This is a genomic window from Limnohabitans sp. JirII-31 (assembly GCF_002778315.1).
Lineage (GTDB): Bacteria > Pseudomonadota > Gammaproteobacteria > Burkholderiales > Burkholderiaceae_C > Limnohabitans.
Genome location: NZ_NESA01000005.1, coordinates 151,359 through 166,329, shown reverse-complemented (window position 1 = coordinate 166,329; position 14,971 = coordinate 151,359). Strand labels below are relative to the sequence as shown.

13 protein-coding genes are annotated in these 14,971 nt (G+C 57.7%); 7 read left to right on the top strand and 6 right to left on the bottom strand.

Annotated elements, in window-relative coordinates:
* Positions 1-9 precede the first annotated feature (9 nt).
* On the bottom strand, positions 10-1,104 hold the full coding sequence (gene alr, locus B9Z41_RS08465; RefSeq protein WP_100146619.1) for an alanine racemase: 1,095 nt from the start codon (positions 1,102-1,104) through the stop codon (positions 10-12).
* A 101-nt stretch (positions 1,105-1,205) separates the two neighbouring features.
* Here alr and lplT point away from each other — a divergent pair, with 101 nt between their 5' ends.
* The 5 genes from lplT (at position 1,206) to B9Z41_RS08440 (ending at position 7,479) form a co-directional block, all read left to right on the top strand.
* On the top strand, positions 1,206-2,513 hold the full coding sequence (gene lplT / locus B9Z41_RS08460) for a lysophospholipid transporter LplT (protein ID WP_100146618.1): 1,308 nt from the start codon (positions 1,206-1,208) through the stop codon (positions 2,511-2,513).
* A gap of 1 nt (position 2,514) precedes the next feature.
* Positions 2,515-3,411 carry a DMT family transporter gene (locus B9Z41_RS08455; protein ID WP_233202597.1) on the top strand — a complete coding sequence of 299 codons (897 nt, stop codon included), beginning with the start codon at positions 2,515-2,517 and terminating at the stop codon, positions 3,409-3,411.
* On the top strand, positions 3,408-3,896 hold the full coding sequence (locus tag B9Z41_RS08450) for a glutathione peroxidase (protein ID WP_100146617.1): 489 nt from the start codon (positions 3,408-3,410) through the stop codon (positions 3,894-3,896). Before B9Z41_RS08455 ends, B9Z41_RS08450 begins: the two co-directional genes overlap by 4 nt.
* Before the next feature lie 81 nt (positions 3,897-3,977).
* Positions 3,978-5,723, top strand: coding sequence for a hybrid sensor histidine kinase/response regulator (locus B9Z41_RS08445; protein WP_100146616.1), 1,746 nt, complete (start codon positions 3,978-3,980; stop codon positions 5,721-5,723).
* Entirely contained in the window at positions 5,713-7,479 is a 1,767-nt protein-coding gene (locus B9Z41_RS08440; RefSeq protein ID WP_100146615.1) for an ATP-binding protein, read from the top strand. The genes B9Z41_RS08445 and B9Z41_RS08440 overlap by 11 nt, the downstream gene beginning before the upstream one ends.
* A 13-nt stretch (positions 7,480-7,492) precedes the next feature.
* Here the strand turns inward: B9Z41_RS08440 and glcF are convergent, their stop codons facing one another.
* From glcF to B9Z41_RS08415, 5 genes are all read right to left on the bottom strand, one after another.
* Entirely contained in the window at positions 7,493-8,725 is a 1,233-nt protein-coding gene (gene glcF, locus B9Z41_RS08435; RefSeq protein ID WP_100146614.1) for a glycolate oxidase subunit GlcF, read from the bottom strand.
* Positions 8,726-8,741: 16 nt separating this feature from the next.
* Positions 8,742-9,896, bottom strand: a complete 1,155-nt coding sequence (gene glcE / locus B9Z41_RS08430) for a glycolate oxidase subunit GlcE (RefSeq protein ID WP_100146698.1) — start codon at positions 9,894-9,896, stop codon at positions 8,742-8,744.
* A 129-nt stretch (positions 9,897-10,025) separates the two neighbouring features.
* Positions 10,026-11,510, bottom strand: coding sequence for an ammonium transporter (locus B9Z41_RS08425; protein ID WP_100146697.1), 1,485 nt, complete (start codon positions 11,508-11,510; stop codon positions 10,026-10,028).
* A 37-nt stretch (positions 11,511-11,547) separates the two neighbouring features.
* A complete protein-coding gene (gene glnK, locus B9Z41_RS08420; protein WP_100146613.1) occupies positions 11,548-11,886 on the bottom strand; it encodes a P-II family nitrogen regulator in 339 nt (112 codons plus the stop codon).
* Positions 11,887-11,917: 31 nt separating this feature from the next.
* Positions 11,918-12,700, bottom strand: coding sequence for a TorF family putative porin (locus B9Z41_RS08415; RefSeq protein ID WP_100146612.1), 783 nt, complete (start codon positions 12,698-12,700; stop codon positions 11,918-11,920).
* Between the two features lie 206 nt (positions 12,701-12,906).
* Here B9Z41_RS08415 and B9Z41_RS08410 point away from each other — a divergent pair, with 206 nt between their 5' ends.
* Entirely contained in the window at positions 12,907-14,454 is a 1,548-nt protein-coding gene (locus tag B9Z41_RS08410) for a YifB family Mg chelatase-like AAA ATPase (protein ID WP_100146696.1), read from the top strand.
* Between the two features lie 122 nt (positions 14,455-14,576).
* On the top strand, positions 14,577-14,891 hold the full coding sequence (locus B9Z41_RS08405; RefSeq protein ID WP_100146611.1) for a PsiF family protein: 315 nt from the start codon (positions 14,577-14,579) through the stop codon (positions 14,889-14,891).
* Positions 14,892-14,971 lie beyond the last annotated feature (80 nt).

Sequence of the window (14,971 nt, the reverse complement as noted above, 5' to 3'; positions counted from 1 at the left end):
GTGCGTGACTCAGTCGACTTGAAAACCAACGCGCGCGCTGACAGCGCACATCAGCTCGTAACCCACCGTGCCTGCGGCATGGGCCACCTCGTCGATGGGCAGCACGGCGCCATTGGAGGCACGCCCCCACAAGGTGACTTCGCTGCCATAACCGGCCTGGGGACAAGGCGTGAGGTCAACCGCGAGCATGTCCATGCTCACGCGCCCCAAGGTGCGGGTGCGCACCCCATGGACCAAGACCGGTGTGCCCGTGAGGCAATGGCGCGGGTATCCATCGGCATAGCCACATGCCACCACCCCCATGCGCAAGGGCGCTTCGGCGCGAAACAACGAGCCATAGCCCACGCTGTCGCCTGCTTGCAGCTCTTGCACCGCAATGATTTGGCTGCGCAAACTCAGCGTCGGCTGTAGATGCCAATGCGCCAGGTCATGCTCAGGAAAGTCGGGGGCGCTGCCGTACAACGCAATGCCAGGACGCACCCAATCGGCGGCCACTTCAGGCGCTTGTGCATGGCGCAGCGACGCGGCGCTGTTGGCGGTGCTGCGCTCACCCGGCAAGTCTTGGGTGGTGCGGGCAAACACGGCCATTTGTTCGGCCACGCCTCGCGGGCCATCGGCATCGCTGAAGTGGGTGACGAGAGAAATTTCATCCACTTGCGGCAGTTGGTTCAAACGATTCCATGCTGAGCGAAAACTTTGTGGTTTAAAGCCCAAGCGGTTCATGCCACTGTTCATTTTGAGAAAGACCCTGTGCGGCACCTGCGTTTTATGACGGCTGAGCATGTCGATTTGTTCGTCGCAATGCACCGTGTGCCACAGGTCCAAACGCGAACAAAGTTCTAAATCGCGGGCTTCAAAGACGCCTTCCAGCAGCAACACCGGACCACGCCAGCCCAAAGTACGCACGCGTTGGGCCTCGTCCAAGTCCAACAAGGCAAAGCCATCCGCGCCTCGCAGCCCCTCAAAAACATGCTCAATGCCGTGGCCATACGCATTGGCTTTGACCACCGCCCAAACCCGTGCATCGGGTGCTGCCGTACGGACTTGCTGCAAGTTGTGACGAAGGGCTTGGGTGTGAACGATGGCTTGTATCGGGCGGGGCATGGTCAATATTGTGGCACCCGCGTGATATAACCAAAGCGTTGCGATCCATAAGAAAGAGGAGTTTGCATGTCACGTCGCTGGCGACGGCATGCCCATGTTTCATGAAGCGCGGTTTTTACACCATCATGTCGGCCCAGTTTTTCAGTTCGTTGGCCGACAACGCGTTGTTTGTCACCGCGGTTGAACTCCTCAAAGCAGATGGCGCTGCGGAATGGCAACGCGCGGCCTTGGTGCCCATGTTTGCGCTGTTTTATGTGGTGCTGGCCCCGTTCGTGGGCGCATTTGCCGACTCGCAACCCAAAGGCCAGGTGATGCTGATGAGCAACAGCATCAAAGTCATCGGCTGCTTGATGATGCTGTTTGGCGTACACCCTCTGGCTGCTTATGCCGTGGTGGGTTTGGGTGCGGCAGCTTATTCACCCGCCAAATACGGCATCTTGACGGAGCTGTTGCCCTCCTCCCAGTTGGTCAAGGCCAATGGCTGGATTGAAGGACTGACGATTGCCTCCATCATCTTGGGTGTGTTGTTGGGCGGCCAGTTGGTCGGCCATGCGCTCTCGAGTGCTTTGTTGTCTTTGGATGTGCCGTTTGTGACCACGGGCATCGACACACCCAGCGAAGCTGCGATTTGCTTGCTGGTGCTGATCTACGCGCTGGCGGCTTGGTTCAACACCCGCATTCCCTACACCGGTGCTGCGTTGATTCCCATGCGTTTGGATCCTGAAAAAAGCATGGCGCGCAATCTGTGGGCGCTGATTCCAGACTTTTGGCACTGCACCCAGCGCTTATGGCACGACAAGCTGGGACAAATTTCTCTCGCCACCACCACCTTGTTTTGGGGTGTGAGTGGCAACCTGCGCTACATCGTGTTGGCCTGGAGTGCGGCAGCTTTGGGCTACACCACCACGCAGGCGTCCAGCCTAGTGGGCGTGGTGGCCATTGGCACAGCGGTGGGTGCGGTCGCAGCGTCCATGAAGATGCGCCTCGACCACGCCACACGCCTGATGCCTTTGGGCATCTTGATGGGCGTGTGCGTGGTGGCCATGAACTTCATCGACAACCTGTGGATCGCCGTGCCGTTCTTGATTGTGCTGGGTGGCTTGGGCGGCTTTTTGGTGGTGCCCATGAACGCCTTGCTCCAGCACCGTGGTCACAACCTGATGGGGGCGGGTCGCTCCATCGCCGTACAAAACCTGAATGAACAACTGTGCATCTTGGGCCTGGGTGGGCTGTACACCCTGTGCACCAGCATGGGCTTGAGTGCCTTTGGCGCCATCACCGCGTTTGGCGTGTTGGTCGCCTATGTGATGTGGCTGATCAAACTCTGGCACGAGTCGAACCACATCCACCACCGCGAAGAGTTGGCGCGCTTGATGCACATCGCACGCAACGACGACTTGCACGGCTGAGGTGAACACACCGCGCCTGCTGCCCGTCTTGGCCCTGGGCTTGAATGCCTTGGTGTGGGGCCTTTCTTGGTGGCCTTTGCGTCAATTGCATGCCGATGGCTTGCACCCCTTGTGGACCACCGCCTGTGTGTTCACCACCGCCTGGATCTGCATCACGTTGTGGCGCCCTTCGGCGTGGCGTGGCCTGAAACAACACCCCGAACTGTGGTGGCTGTTGGTGGCCTCAGGGCTGACCAATGTCGGCTTTAACTGGGCCGTGACCACAGGCGATGTGGTGCGGGTGGTGTTGCTGTTTTATTTGATGCCCACGTGGTCGCTGCTGCTGGCCTGGTGGTTGTTGGGCGAGCGCCCCAACACCCCAGCGCTTGCACGCATGGGCTTGGCCTTGCTCGGCGTGGTGCTGGTGCTCAAAACGCCCGATACGCCATGGCCTGTGCCGCAAAGCTTGCCTGACCTGCTGGCTTTGATGGGGGGGCTGAGCTTTGCCCTCACCAATGTGTTGCTGTTGCGCTTGCAGCACACCCCGGAGCCTTCGCGCATGGTGGCCATGTTTGGCGGCGGTGCACTCATGGCTTTGTTGTGTGCGGTGTTGGCGCAAGCCTCGGGCTTGCTACCTGGGTTGACCTGGGATGTGGCCGCTTGGTGGCCCTGGGCGTTGGTGCTGACCTTGGCTTTTCTGATGGGCAACTTAGCACTGCAATATGGTGCAGCACGCCTGAGTGCTCACACCACATCGATGGTGATGCTGTCTGAGGTGGTGTTTGCCAGCGTTTCTTCGGTCAGTCTGGGCGCATCGGTGCTGACTTGGCGCATTGCGCTGGGTGGTGGCTTGATCGTTCTGGCCGCACTGTTGGCCTCACAATCTCAACGTACACCCCTTACGAAAGACACACGATGAGCACCCTCTATGACTTTGAAGCGATCCGGTTGGATGGCAGTGTCATGCCCTTGTCCGCCCTGAAAGATCGGGTGGTGCTGATCGTCAACACCGCGAGCGCATGTGGGTTTACACCGCAATTCGCTGGATTGGAGGACTTGCACCAACGCTATCAACACCAAGGGTTGACGGTGCTGGGGTTTCCTTGCAACCAATTTGGCGCACAAGACCCGGGCAGCAACGCCGAGATTGGCGCTTTTTGCCAAAAAAATTACGGCGTGAGCTTTGAGATGATGGCCAAGATCGATGTCAACGGCAACGCAGCCCACCCTTTGTATCAATGGCTCAAGGCCGAAGCCCCAGGCTTGCTGGGCAGCGAAGCAATCAAATGGAATTTCACCAAGTTCTTGGCGGGTAAGGATGGGCACGTGATCAAGCGCTACGCACCGCAAGACACCCCCGCCAAACTGGCACCGGCCATTGAAGCCGCGCTCAACGATAGGTAAAAATAGATTTTTAAAGTAACAAATATTACTATTTAGTTTTATTTTTGTTACTTTTTACGGATTTATGGGTACTATCGATGCATGCAGCCTCTCTACAAAACTTGGCTCAATGCATTTCCTCAGGATTTGCCCCGTCAAAAACATGTGATGTTGGTGATCTTTTTGAGCACCATGGTGCTCGATTGCTTGGCTTTTTACTTCATCAACTCACCCCTCCCGCCTGAGCACCGTTGGGTTCAACTGGCCACTTCTGCTGGCTTGCTGATTTTGTTGGTGGGTTATCTGTGGGCTGGCTGGAGCATGCGTGCCGTTGTGCATGCCATGCTGCTGATTGGCCTGGCCTTGATACTGACGGTGACGCAACAAACCGGTGGCATCAATTCGCCCAAGCTCATTTGCATGGCGTTGTTGCCCATTCCCGCCGTGTTTTTCATCGGCCAAACCGCGGCCTTGGTGTGGGCAGGGGTGGTGGTGCTGACCATGGTGATGCTGGCAGTTGCAACCTATCTTGGGGTTTTGCAAGAGCACTTCTACCTTGCGCCGCAGTACGTCGGCTGGGCCTTGCTCGCCAAAGTGACGGTCATGTTGGCTGTGTTCATGATTCCCATGATGTACCACGTGTTGCACAGCCGCCAAATGGCATCGGTCAAAACACGCAACCAAGAACTGGAGAGGATGCGCGAAGAGCTGATTCAGGCCGAGTCCTACAAAGACGCATTTGTGGCGGGTGTCGGCCATGAGTTACGCACGCCGATGAACGCCATTTTGGGCTTCAACGATGTGTTGCGGGGCGAAGTCAAAGGCGACCCTAAAGCTGAAGCGACGGTCGATTTGATTCGGGACTCCACCGAACGCCTGCTGAAATTGACCAACCACATCTTGGATTTTTCACAGCTGCAAGCCGGTCGGCTGCAACTGCAACAAGTCCCTGTGCATTTGTACGAAGCCTTGCACGTGTGCGTTGGGTCGTTTGCACAGCAACCCGACAGCCCGGTGCGGTTTGTCACCCAGATCGAAGACGGATTGCCCGCCTGGGTGATGACCGACCCCTTGCGCGTCAAAGAAATCCTGTGCCACTTGCTTGAAAACGCGTTCAAGTTCACCGCACAAGGCGAAGTGTGTCTGGGTCTGCGTCGGCAAGGAAATGCGCTGCGCTTTGATGTCATCGATTCGGGCGTGGGCATCCCTTTGGAGCTTCAACGCATCATCTTTAACCGCTTTGAACATGCAGACGCAGAAACGCGTCGGCAGTTTGGTGGCGCAGGCCTGGGCTTGTCGATTTGCGAGCGCCTGGTGCAGTTGTTCGGAGGTGAGATCGGGGTGCGAAGCCAACCTGGTCAGGGCTCATATTTTTGGTTTTGTATTCCGTGCCAACCTTGTGATGCACCCAGTCCACCCAGAGCAAACCTGCCAAGCCAAGCAGACGCCAAATTTTGCATTCTGGTGGTCGACGACAACGCCGTGAATTTGCAAGTGGCCGTGCACTTCTGTCGAACCTTATGGCCACAAGCGAGTGTGATGACGGCACACAGTGCAAAAAGTTGCCTGGAGCAAGTGATGACATCGCCTGTCGACATCATCTTGATGGACATGATCATGCCCGACATGGATGGCGCGCAAGCCACACGCGAAATACGCACCCAGTTGCCCGAACCCATATGTCGCATCCCCATCGTGGGCTTGACCGCCAGCACCCATCCGAGCGACCGTGCCACATGCTTGATGGCGGGGATGAACGCCGTGCTGCACAAGCCCATTGACAAACTGCAATTGTTCGACCGCGTACACGCGTTGCTGAGCGCAGAGGGAGTGCTCGATGACGCATGACACCTCGGCACACAAAAAAATCCAGGGCTCGTTTTATTTGTTTTTTACGTTGTTCTTGGTCCTGATCGCCACGCTCTTTCATTACTTTGACTTCATGCCCGCAGGCACTACCAGCATCGACATCGGTTTGGTGTTTTTATTGCTCACTTACGCCCATATCAAAGGCTTGCCACCCGTCATAGGGCTCACGCTTGGCACGCTGTATGCCGTGGCTCGCGTGGCCTATGTCTCCATGTTGACGGGTGGCATATTTGCAGCCACCACCGGATGGTTGGTGCTGTTGCCCTTGTCACCATTGTTTGTCCTGGGTATTCGACACGGACTGGCATGGATGCTCATCAGCCTGCTGTGCATGACTACTTTGGCTGTCTTGGCTTGGTTTGGCTACATTCCGGCAGACCACACCACCGATATGCGGCTTGGCTGGTGGTCTCTGAGCAACCACATCGCCATTGCGCTGAGTGTGCTCATATTGCCTTTGTTTTATGAACACCTATTCAGAAAAAGTCTGCAACGCAACCAGCAACGTCAAGCCGAGTTGTTGAGCAAACGCGCAGAGCTGCTGAGGGCACAAACCCAAAAGAATTCTTTCATCGCGGCGCTGAGCCATGAAATGCGCACACCCATGAACGCCATTTTGGGTTTCAACGATTTGCTGCAACAACAGCTAGCGCACAACCCGCGCGCATCCGAAGTGGTGAGCCTGGTCAACCAATCGGCAGACCACCTGCTCACGGTCATCAACGACATCCTGGATTACTCGCAGATGCAGACCGGGAAGATCTCTGTGCAGCATGAGCCATTCGATCTGATCAAAACAGCACGCAGCGCATTCGCGTTGTTCCAACAACGCGTCGCAAGCATGAAAATTGAATACACCTTGGACATTCAAGATGACCTGCCTGCCATCGTGATGGGTGACCGCCATCGACTGGTACAAGTTCTGGTGAATTTGCTAGGCAATGCGCTCAAGTTCACGCATCGTGGCTCGGTCACGCTGCACGTCAGCCGCGCGGGCAATGACTTGCTGTTCGTGGTCAAAGACACCGGCATCGGCATTGCCCCACACCGATTGGACAAAATCTTCGACCGGTTCGAGCAAGCCACACCACAAACGGCCAGCCTGTATGGTGGCAATGGTTTGGGTCTTTCGATTGGTCACCATTTGGTGACGCTGATGGGTGGCACGATGGGTGTTGAGAGCGCGCTTGGCGTGGGCTCACGGTTTTGGTTTCGCTTGCCGCTGGTCGCCGCATCGGCGCTTCGTGAAACCAACACACCCTCTTCTTTGGAAATAACCTGGCAAGACCTGCCCTTGCGCGTACTGGTGGTGGACGACAACCCCGTCAACCGCTTGCTGGCTTGCCAAGTCGTTCAATCACGTTGGCCCAAAGCCGATCTGGAGCAAGCCACCAACGGGGTAGAAGCCATGAACGCCTTGCGCGGTCATGCGTTTGATTTGGTGTTGATGGACATGGTCATGCCGGTGATGGATGGCATCGCTGCCACGGCCGCGCTACGAACCGAACTCCCCGAACCTCAATGCCATGTCCCGGTGTTGGGCTTGACCGCTAACGTCAACACCGACGACCACGCACGTTGCATGCAAGCGGGCATGAACGGCCTTGTGCTCAAACCCTTTGACCGCAAACAACTGTGCGCGCAGATCGAGGCGCTGCTGCTTGATTCGCCGCATTTTTGGACCTCACACGGCCTGTCACCACTGCAAGCCGTTGCCACATCGCGCGCACAGTGACGCCGCGCGGCACTCAGGCCAACGCCGCGTCCACCACCTCTATCCAGTGCTTCACTGGCAAGGCGGTGCCACTTTGCAAGTGCGTGATGCAGCCCACATTGGCACTCAAAATCGCTTGCGGTTGCAAGGCGTCTAAGTGACCCAGCTTGCGGTCGCGCAATGTGTACGCAATGTCCGGGTTCAAGACAGAGTAGGTGCCCGCCGAGCCACAGCACAAATGGGACTCCACCTCAGCCACTTGCACCGCAAAACCCAAATCAGCCAGATGTTTTTCCACCCCACCTTTGAGCTGTTGACCATGCTGCAAAGTGCAAGGCGGATGGAAGGCTTGCAGGCCTGCTTGCGCCAAGGTTGCGGCCTTGAGTTTGGGTTTGAGCACGGGCACCAATGCAGGTAACAGCTCACTCAGGTCGCGCGTGAGCGCGCTGATGCGTTGTGCTTTCTCGGCATAGACGGGATCATCGCGCAGCACGTGGCCATAGTCCTTGACCATCACACCACAGCCCGACGCGTTCATCACAATCGCTTCGACCCCTTGCTGCACAAACGGCCACCAGGCATCGATGTTGGCGCGCATGTGGTCCTTGCCACCCTCGTGGTCATTGAGGTGAAACTTCACGGCCCCACAGCAACCCGCTTTAGGCACAACCAAAGTTTGAATGCCCGCAGCATCCAACACACGTGCGGTGGCACTGTTGATGTTGGGCAACATGGCCGGTTGCACGCACCCAGCCAGCATGAGCACTTGCCGCGCGTGGGTTTGCGTGGGCCATGTACCTGCCGTTTGAGGCGCGGGCACTTTGGCGCGCAAGGCGGCAGGCAGCACATCACGCACGGCTTGGCCCAGCTTCATCGCCGGGGCAAACAAGGGCGATGGCAAGCCTTCTTTGAGCGCCCAACGCACCACCCGTTCACCCAAGGGGCGAGGCACTTTGGCATCCACCAATTGGCGGCCAATGTCCACCAAATGGCCGTATTGCACCCCACTCGGACAGGTGCTCTCGCAGTTGCGACAGGTCAGGCAGCGGTCCAGGTGCAACTGGGTTTTGCGCGTGGGCTGTGCACCCTCCAACACCTGCTTCATCAGGTAGATGCGACCACGCGGCCCATCCAACTCATCACCCAGCAATTGGTACGTCGGACAGGTGGCGGTACAAAAACCGCAATGCACGCATTTGCGCAAAATCGCTTCGGCCTCACGACCTTGCGGCGTGTCTTGGTATTCGGGGGCGAGGTGGGTTTGCATGATGGATGTGCTGCTTTCAAATGCGCCCTGGGTTCAAGATACCCGCTGGATCGAATTGTTTTTTCAGTTGGTCCTGGATGCGTTGCTGCACCGCATCGAGCGGCGAAAACACACCCACCGCCTTGTCTGCGTCACCGTGCAACGTGCTGGTTCTGAACAACACGGCATGACCACCCGCGCTGTGTGCCAACGCACGCAATGCGCCCGCCTGCGACGCGGCGGCCCAGACCCAGCGCTGTGCGCCATGCCACTCCACGTATTGACGGTCCGGCAAGCCCAACAAGGCCTGCACGTTGAGCGCAGGCGCTGTTTGCGGCACCGACAAGCGCCACAAACACGCATCCGGCGTTGGCGCTTGGGTAAAGAAAGGCAAGGTCTGCTCGCCACTGGCCTGCCAATCAGGCATGGCCTGGGCGTTGTCCATGCGCGTCACGGCTGCGCCAAGGGCCTGCACTTGCGCGCCCATCTTCTGCACCGCCGCTTCCACCGCCGCCACCGCACCGCGCAAACGCACAAACAAACAGTCTTGTGCAACAGGCAAGGTGTCGTCGTGCACCCAAGCACTGGCATTGAGCGGCAGCGGCTGCCCGCCCCACTGGTTGAGCAAACTCAGGGCCTGAGACTGCCCCACGCCCGCACACATCAAGGTGGCTTCGGCAGGCGCCACGGGCAGGACTTTCAAGGACACCTCGGTGATCAACCCCAACTGCCCCAAGCTACCCGCCATCAAACGCGACACGTCATAGCCCGCCACGTTCTTCATCACTTGGCCACCAAACGTCAAGTCTTGTCCTTGGCCATTGAGCATGCGCACACCCAACACAAAGTCCCTCACCGTGCCCACACTGGCACGGGCAGGGCCCGCCAATCCCGAAGCCACCATGCCACCCACCGTGGCCGCGCCAAACAGCGGCGGCTCAAACGGCAAGCACTGGCCTTGTTCGGCCAAGGCAGCTTGCACTTCGGCCATGGGGGTACCCGCACGCACGGTGATGACCAACTCGCTGGGCTCGTAGCTCAAGATGCCGCGGTACGCACGGGTGTCTAAGACTTCGCCTTGCAGTGTTTGACCATAGAAGTCTTTGCTGCCGCCACCACGAAAACGCAGAGGTGTGGCGTTGCTGGATGCGGCGCGTAAGCGCTCGGAGAAATAGTGCAGGGTCGCTTGCATGGCAGGCATGTTAGCGGCAGGCTGGAATGCAGGGTTTGAATTTTTTGAACAGCTTGATCAAAAATAAAAAAAGCCCGCCGGTTAGGCGGGCTCAAAGTCCAAGGAAAACTTGAAATAAACCTGGATGGATTAACGGTGGTAGGCCGTTTCGCCGTGTGAGCTGATGTCCAAGCCTTCGCGCTCTTCTTCTTCAGAGACACGCAGACCCAAGACCAAGTCAACCAGTTTGTAGGCGATGTAAGACACCACGGCCGACCACACGATGGTGGTGATCACGGCTTGGAACTGAATCCACACTTGACCTGAGATGGAGTACTCAGGGCTCACCGCATTGGCCACGTAGTCAAAGATGCCCGTGCCGCCCAAAGAAGGCGCAGCAAACACACCGGTCAACAAAGCACCCAAGATACCGCCCACGCCGTGGACGCCAAACACGTCGAGCGAGTCGTCAGCACCGAGCATGCGCTTGAGGCCGTTGACACCCCACAGGCACAAGAAACCTGCCAACAAACCGATCACGATGGCACCCATGGGGCCCACGAATCCGCAAGCTGGGGTGATCGCCACCAAACCAGCCACAGCACCCGAAGCAGCACCCAACATGGAGGCTTTGCCTTTAGACAGGGACTCCCCGGTGATCCAGCTCAAGGTTGCAGCAGCGGTGGCCACCAAGGTGTTGATGAATGCCAGTGCGGTCACGCCGTTGGCTTCCAGGTTAGAACCTGCGTTGAAACCGAACCAACCCACCCACAGCAGCGATGCGCCCACCATGGTCAAGGTCAAGCTGTGAGGTGCCATGGACTCTTTGCCATAACCCGTGCGCTTGCCGATCACATAAGCGCCCACCAAACCTGCCACAGCAGCGTTGATGTGCACGACGGTACCGCCAGCGAAGTCGAGTGCACCCTTAGCCCACAACCAACCTGCGGCAGCTGTGACAGTTTCCAAAGAAGCAGCGTCGGTGATGGCGTCAGGGCCGTCCCAATACCAAACCATGTGGGCCACAGGCATGTAGCTGAAGGTGAACCACAAAGCGCAGAACAACAACACCGCAGAGAAGCGAGCGCGCTCAGCGAAAGCACCCACGATCAAGGTACAAGTGATGGCCGCAAACGTGGCTTGGAAGGCAGCGAAGGTCAACTCGGGAATCACCACACCTTTGCTGAACGTGGCAGCAATGGAGTCAGGCGTGATGCCTTTGAAGAACAACTTGTCCAGTCCACCAATGAACGGATTACCCGCCGAGAAGGTCATGGAGTAGCCGTAGATCACCCACAAGACATAAATCAAGGAGGTCACGACAAACACCTGCATCAACACGGACAGCATGTTCTTGCTGCGGACCAAACCGCCGTAGAACAAGGCCAGACCAGGGATGGTCATCAGAATCACGAGCACAGTGGCCACGGTCATCCAAGCGGTATCGCCTTTGTTAGGCACGGGAGCTGGAGCAGCTTCGGCAGCAGCAGGTGCGGCGGCTGCAGCAGCAGCAGCTGGCGCAGTGGCCTTGGCTTCAGCAACAGGAGCAGCGGGCGCTGCGGTCTGCGCCATGACGGCAGAGCCGCCGAGCAGCAGGCCTAGCCCGAGGGCGAGGGAGGCAAGCAGTTTTTTCATGATGGGGTCTTTCAAAAAGGGCGTCTGTGCGACACGATCAAAGGGCTTCGGGACCGGTTTCACCGGTGCGAATGCGAACCACTTGTTCGAGGTCGTAGACAAAAATCTTGCCGTCGCCAATCTTGCCGGTGCGGGCAGAACCCTCAATGGCTTCGATGGCGCGGTCGACTTGTTCTGAAGCCACAGCGGCTTCAATCTTGACCTTAGGCAAGAAGTCAACCACGTACTCGGCACCGCGATACAACTCGGTATGACCTTTCTGACGGCCAAAGCCTTTGACTTCTGTGACAGTGATGCCTTGAACCCCAATTTGCGACAAGGCTTCGCGAACCTCGTCCAACTTGAAAGGTTTGATGATGGCGGTGATGAGTTTCATGGTTGCTCCTAGAGAAGACGACGCGCTTGGTTTAGAAGCTGTATTTCACGCCAAGGACAACAGTGCTCTTGGCTTGGTTGAAGGACTGGTAAGGGCTGCTGTAGAAGCCACCCGAAGCGCCATTACCGTTTGTGCTGATTGCAGATGCACTGGCAGACAAGCCGTCACCCAGATCTTTGTTCAAAGTCAACGCCAAGTCTGTGTAATTGGCAGCAGCGGTGTTCTTCACCACTTGACGGCCAACGTGGGGGACCAGCGAGTAGCCGTCACCCAGATCAAAGGTGGCGCTCAAGTCAATGTAGGTGCTGCCTTTGGAGTTGATGTTGCCGAACAAGTCAGACAAAGAATAAGAGTACTTTGCGGTGTAAGCGCCAGCAGTCACTGCCCCATAAATTTCGTCCGTGTTGGCATTGGTCCACGTCGTGCCTGTTCCCGTGTCTTTCAGGGTGTTGCCCTGGTATTGGTAGCGCAGGTAACCCACGTCATAAGCCAAACCAGCTGCTTCGCCTTTGTAGCCACCGTAAAGGTCGATTTCAACGGGACCTTTGACTGGGCTAGCTGCCGTGCTGTTGTCTTTGATCCAACGAATGGTTGAAGCCCAAGCCCCCAGGTAAAAGCCATTGGTGTTCGCGTAATCCACGCCACCTTGCAGCGCAGGTTGGCCGTGCGTTTGTGCAATGCCGCGGTAGCGGTACTCGCTCACCACACCCACGTTGTAGCCCAAGGTCGACTCAGGCGCAGCAGGTGCGGTTTGAGCAAAAGCAGCCGAAGAGGTGGCCAAGAGGGCCAGCAGAAGTTTGGACTTGATGTTCATTTGTTTTCTCCATGAAAAAGATTGGGTACATGTTCAGTTAGCAGGGTCCGTGCCAGGGAAGGAGTAAACAAAAGTGTTTATCGCACCTACACAACCCCCCAAAGTGATGCGGTAGTCTGAACACAGAACCATTTTGGCGCACATATTTGGTGCGCACCTTCGCCTTGCTTGCCCTGCATTGGGGCTCAATCACACGAAAGAAAGCCATGACACTTGCTTTGATTCACAGCCGTGCGCTGTTGGGATTGCGTGCTCCTGCCGTGACGGTCGAGGTGCATCTGGCCAATGGCTTGCCCAGTTTCACCCTGGTGGGCTTGGCCGACACCGAGGTCAAAGAGGCGCGTGAACGGGTGCGCTGCGCCATTCAAAATTCGGGGTTCGACTTTCCCAGCAACAAACGCATCACCGTCAATTTGGCCCCTGCGGATCTGCCCAAAGATTCGGGGCGCTTCGATTTGCCCATCGCGCTCGGCATCTTGGCCGCTCATGGGCAACTGAATACCGAAGCCTTGGCACTGCACGAGTTTGCAGGTGAGTTGTCGCTCTCGGGCGAGCTGCGCCCGGTACGCGGGGCCTTGGCCATGGGGCTGGCTTTGCATGGCGCGGGGGTACGCACACGCTTGGTGCTGCCACGCACCAGCGCCGAAGAAGCGGCTTTGGTTCCTACTGCCGAGGTGTACTGTGCGCACCATTTGAAAGATGTGGTTGCGCACTTTGCCAAATCAGAAGCTAGCCAAGTGCAAGCACCTCCCCCCGATGGAACGGGTTGGGCTCGGCTATTGCCTGCACCAAAGAACGGCTCACGGCCCCATGACGGTGCTGATCTGGCCGATGTCAAAGGTCAAGCCGTCCCCAGACGTGCGCTTGAAATCGCCGCCGCAGGCGGTCATTCGCTGCTGTTTATCGGTCCCCCGGGCTCGGGCAAATCCATGCTCGCGCAGCGCTTTGCCGCGTTGTTACCAGACATGAGCTTGGACGAAGCCTTAGAGAGTGCCGCCATTGCCAGCTTGGCGGGTCGGTTTGCATTGTCGCAGTGGATGCAACGCCCCACGCGCAGTCCACACCACACCGCCACCTCCGTTGCGCTGGTCGGCGGAGGCACGCCACCACGTCCCGGCGAAATCTCGCTCGCACACCACGGCGTGTTGTTTTTGGACGAACTGCCTGAGTTTCCCAGGCGCGCACTCGAAGCACTGCGTGAGCCACTAGAGAGCGGGCACATCACCTTGTCACGTGCAGCCACGCAAGCGGAGTTTCCGGCGCAGTTTCAGTTGATTGCTGCGATGAACCCTTGCCCATGCGGCCACTTGGGCTCAGCCATCAAGGCCTGCCGCTGCACGCCAGACCAAGTCGCGCGTTACCAAGCCAAACTCAGCGGCCCGCTGCTAGACCGCATTGATTTGCAAGTGGAAGTTCCGGCACTGGCCTCCGAGGTGTTGCTGCAATCCGGGCCCAGCGAAAGCACAGCGCAAGTCCGCATGCGTTGCTTAAACGCCCATGCCCGGGCCATGGCCAGGCAAGGCGCACCCAACCAAGCATTGCATGGACAAGCGCTTGAGACCCACCTGCGTCTCGACACAGCCGCCACACAGTTTTTGAACCATGCCGCCACCAAACTCGGCTGGTCAAGCCGCAGCATCCACCGCGTGCTGCGTGTGGCGCGCACCATCGCCGACTTGGCCGAGAGCGATGCCGTCCATACCGCGCATGTGGCAGAAGCGGTGCAATACAGACGGGTTCTGTCCACGCACTGAGAAGGTATGGCTCACTTTTTATCTGTGTGCGATGTGTTCCCGTTTGGGTTGTGCGTGATCGAATTTATCGACCCTCGCTGCGGTTGCATGAGGGCTTCACTTTCACACAACGGAGAAACACGATGAACAAACTTTTGGCATGGACCAGCTTGGCGTGCGCCTTGGCTTTCAACACCGCACACGCCGAAGGCGACAAACCGACCCAGCAAACCAAGATGGCCACTTGTAACAAGAGCGCCGAAGGCAAGAAAGGCGACGAGCGCAAAGCCTTCATGAAGGAGTGCCTGAGCGCCAAAGCGCCTGCTGCCGACACAGAAACAGCCAAGTCCAAAGGCACTGGCTCACAACAAAACAAAATGAAGCGCTGCAACGAAGAAGCCGCAGGACTCAAAGGCGACGAGCGCAAACAAAAAATGAGTGCTTGCCTCAAGGCTTGACGCACCATGCTCCCCAACACAAAGGGCGCTCCGAGGAGCGCCCTTTGTGTTTTGCAAACGTGTCGCAAACGTCGCCGCTG

Excerpts from the sequence above, each read along its gene's own strand:
- alr (WP_100146619.1), bottom strand. The coding sequence starts at position 1,104 with ATGCCCCGCCCGATACAAGCCATCGTTCACACCCAAGCCCTTCGTCAC.
- lplT (WP_100146618.1), top strand. The coding sequence starts at position 1,206 with ATGAAGCGCGGTTTTTACACCATCATGTCGGCCCAGTTTTTCAGTTCG.
- B9Z41_RS08450 (WP_100146617.1), top strand. The coding sequence starts at position 3,408 with ATGAGCACCCTCTATGACTTTGAAGCGATCCGGTTGGATGGCAGTGTC.
- B9Z41_RS08445 (WP_100146616.1), top strand. The coding sequence starts at position 3,978 with ATGCAGCCTCTCTACAAAACTTGGCTCAATGCATTTCCTCAGGATTTG.
- B9Z41_RS08440 (WP_100146615.1), top strand. The coding sequence starts at position 5,713 with ATGACGCATGACACCTCGGCACACAAAAAAATCCAGGGCTCGTTTTAT.
- glcF (WP_100146614.1), bottom strand. The coding sequence starts at position 8,725 with ATGCAAACCCACCTCGCCCCCGAATACCAAGACACGCCGCAAGGTCGT.
- glcE (WP_100146698.1), bottom strand. The coding sequence starts at position 9,896 with ATGCAAGCGACCCTGCACTATTTCTCCGAGCGCTTACGCGCCGCATCC.
- B9Z41_RS08425 (WP_100146697.1), bottom strand. The coding sequence starts at position 11,510 with ATGAAAAAACTGCTTGCCTCCCTCGCCCTCGGGCTAGGCCTGCTGCTC.
- glnK (WP_100146613.1), bottom strand. The coding sequence starts at position 11,886 with ATGAAACTCATCACCGCCATCATCAAACCTTTCAAGTTGGACGAGGTT.
- B9Z41_RS08415 (WP_100146612.1), bottom strand. The coding sequence starts at position 12,700 with ATGAACATCAAGTCCAAACTTCTGCTGGCCCTCTTGGCCACCTCTTCG.
- B9Z41_RS08410 (WP_100146696.1), top strand. The coding sequence starts at position 12,907 with ATGACACTTGCTTTGATTCACAGCCGTGCGCTGTTGGGATTGCGTGCT.
- B9Z41_RS08405 (WP_100146611.1), top strand. The coding sequence starts at position 14,577 with ATGAACAAACTTTTGGCATGGACCAGCTTGGCGTGCGCCTTGGCTTTC.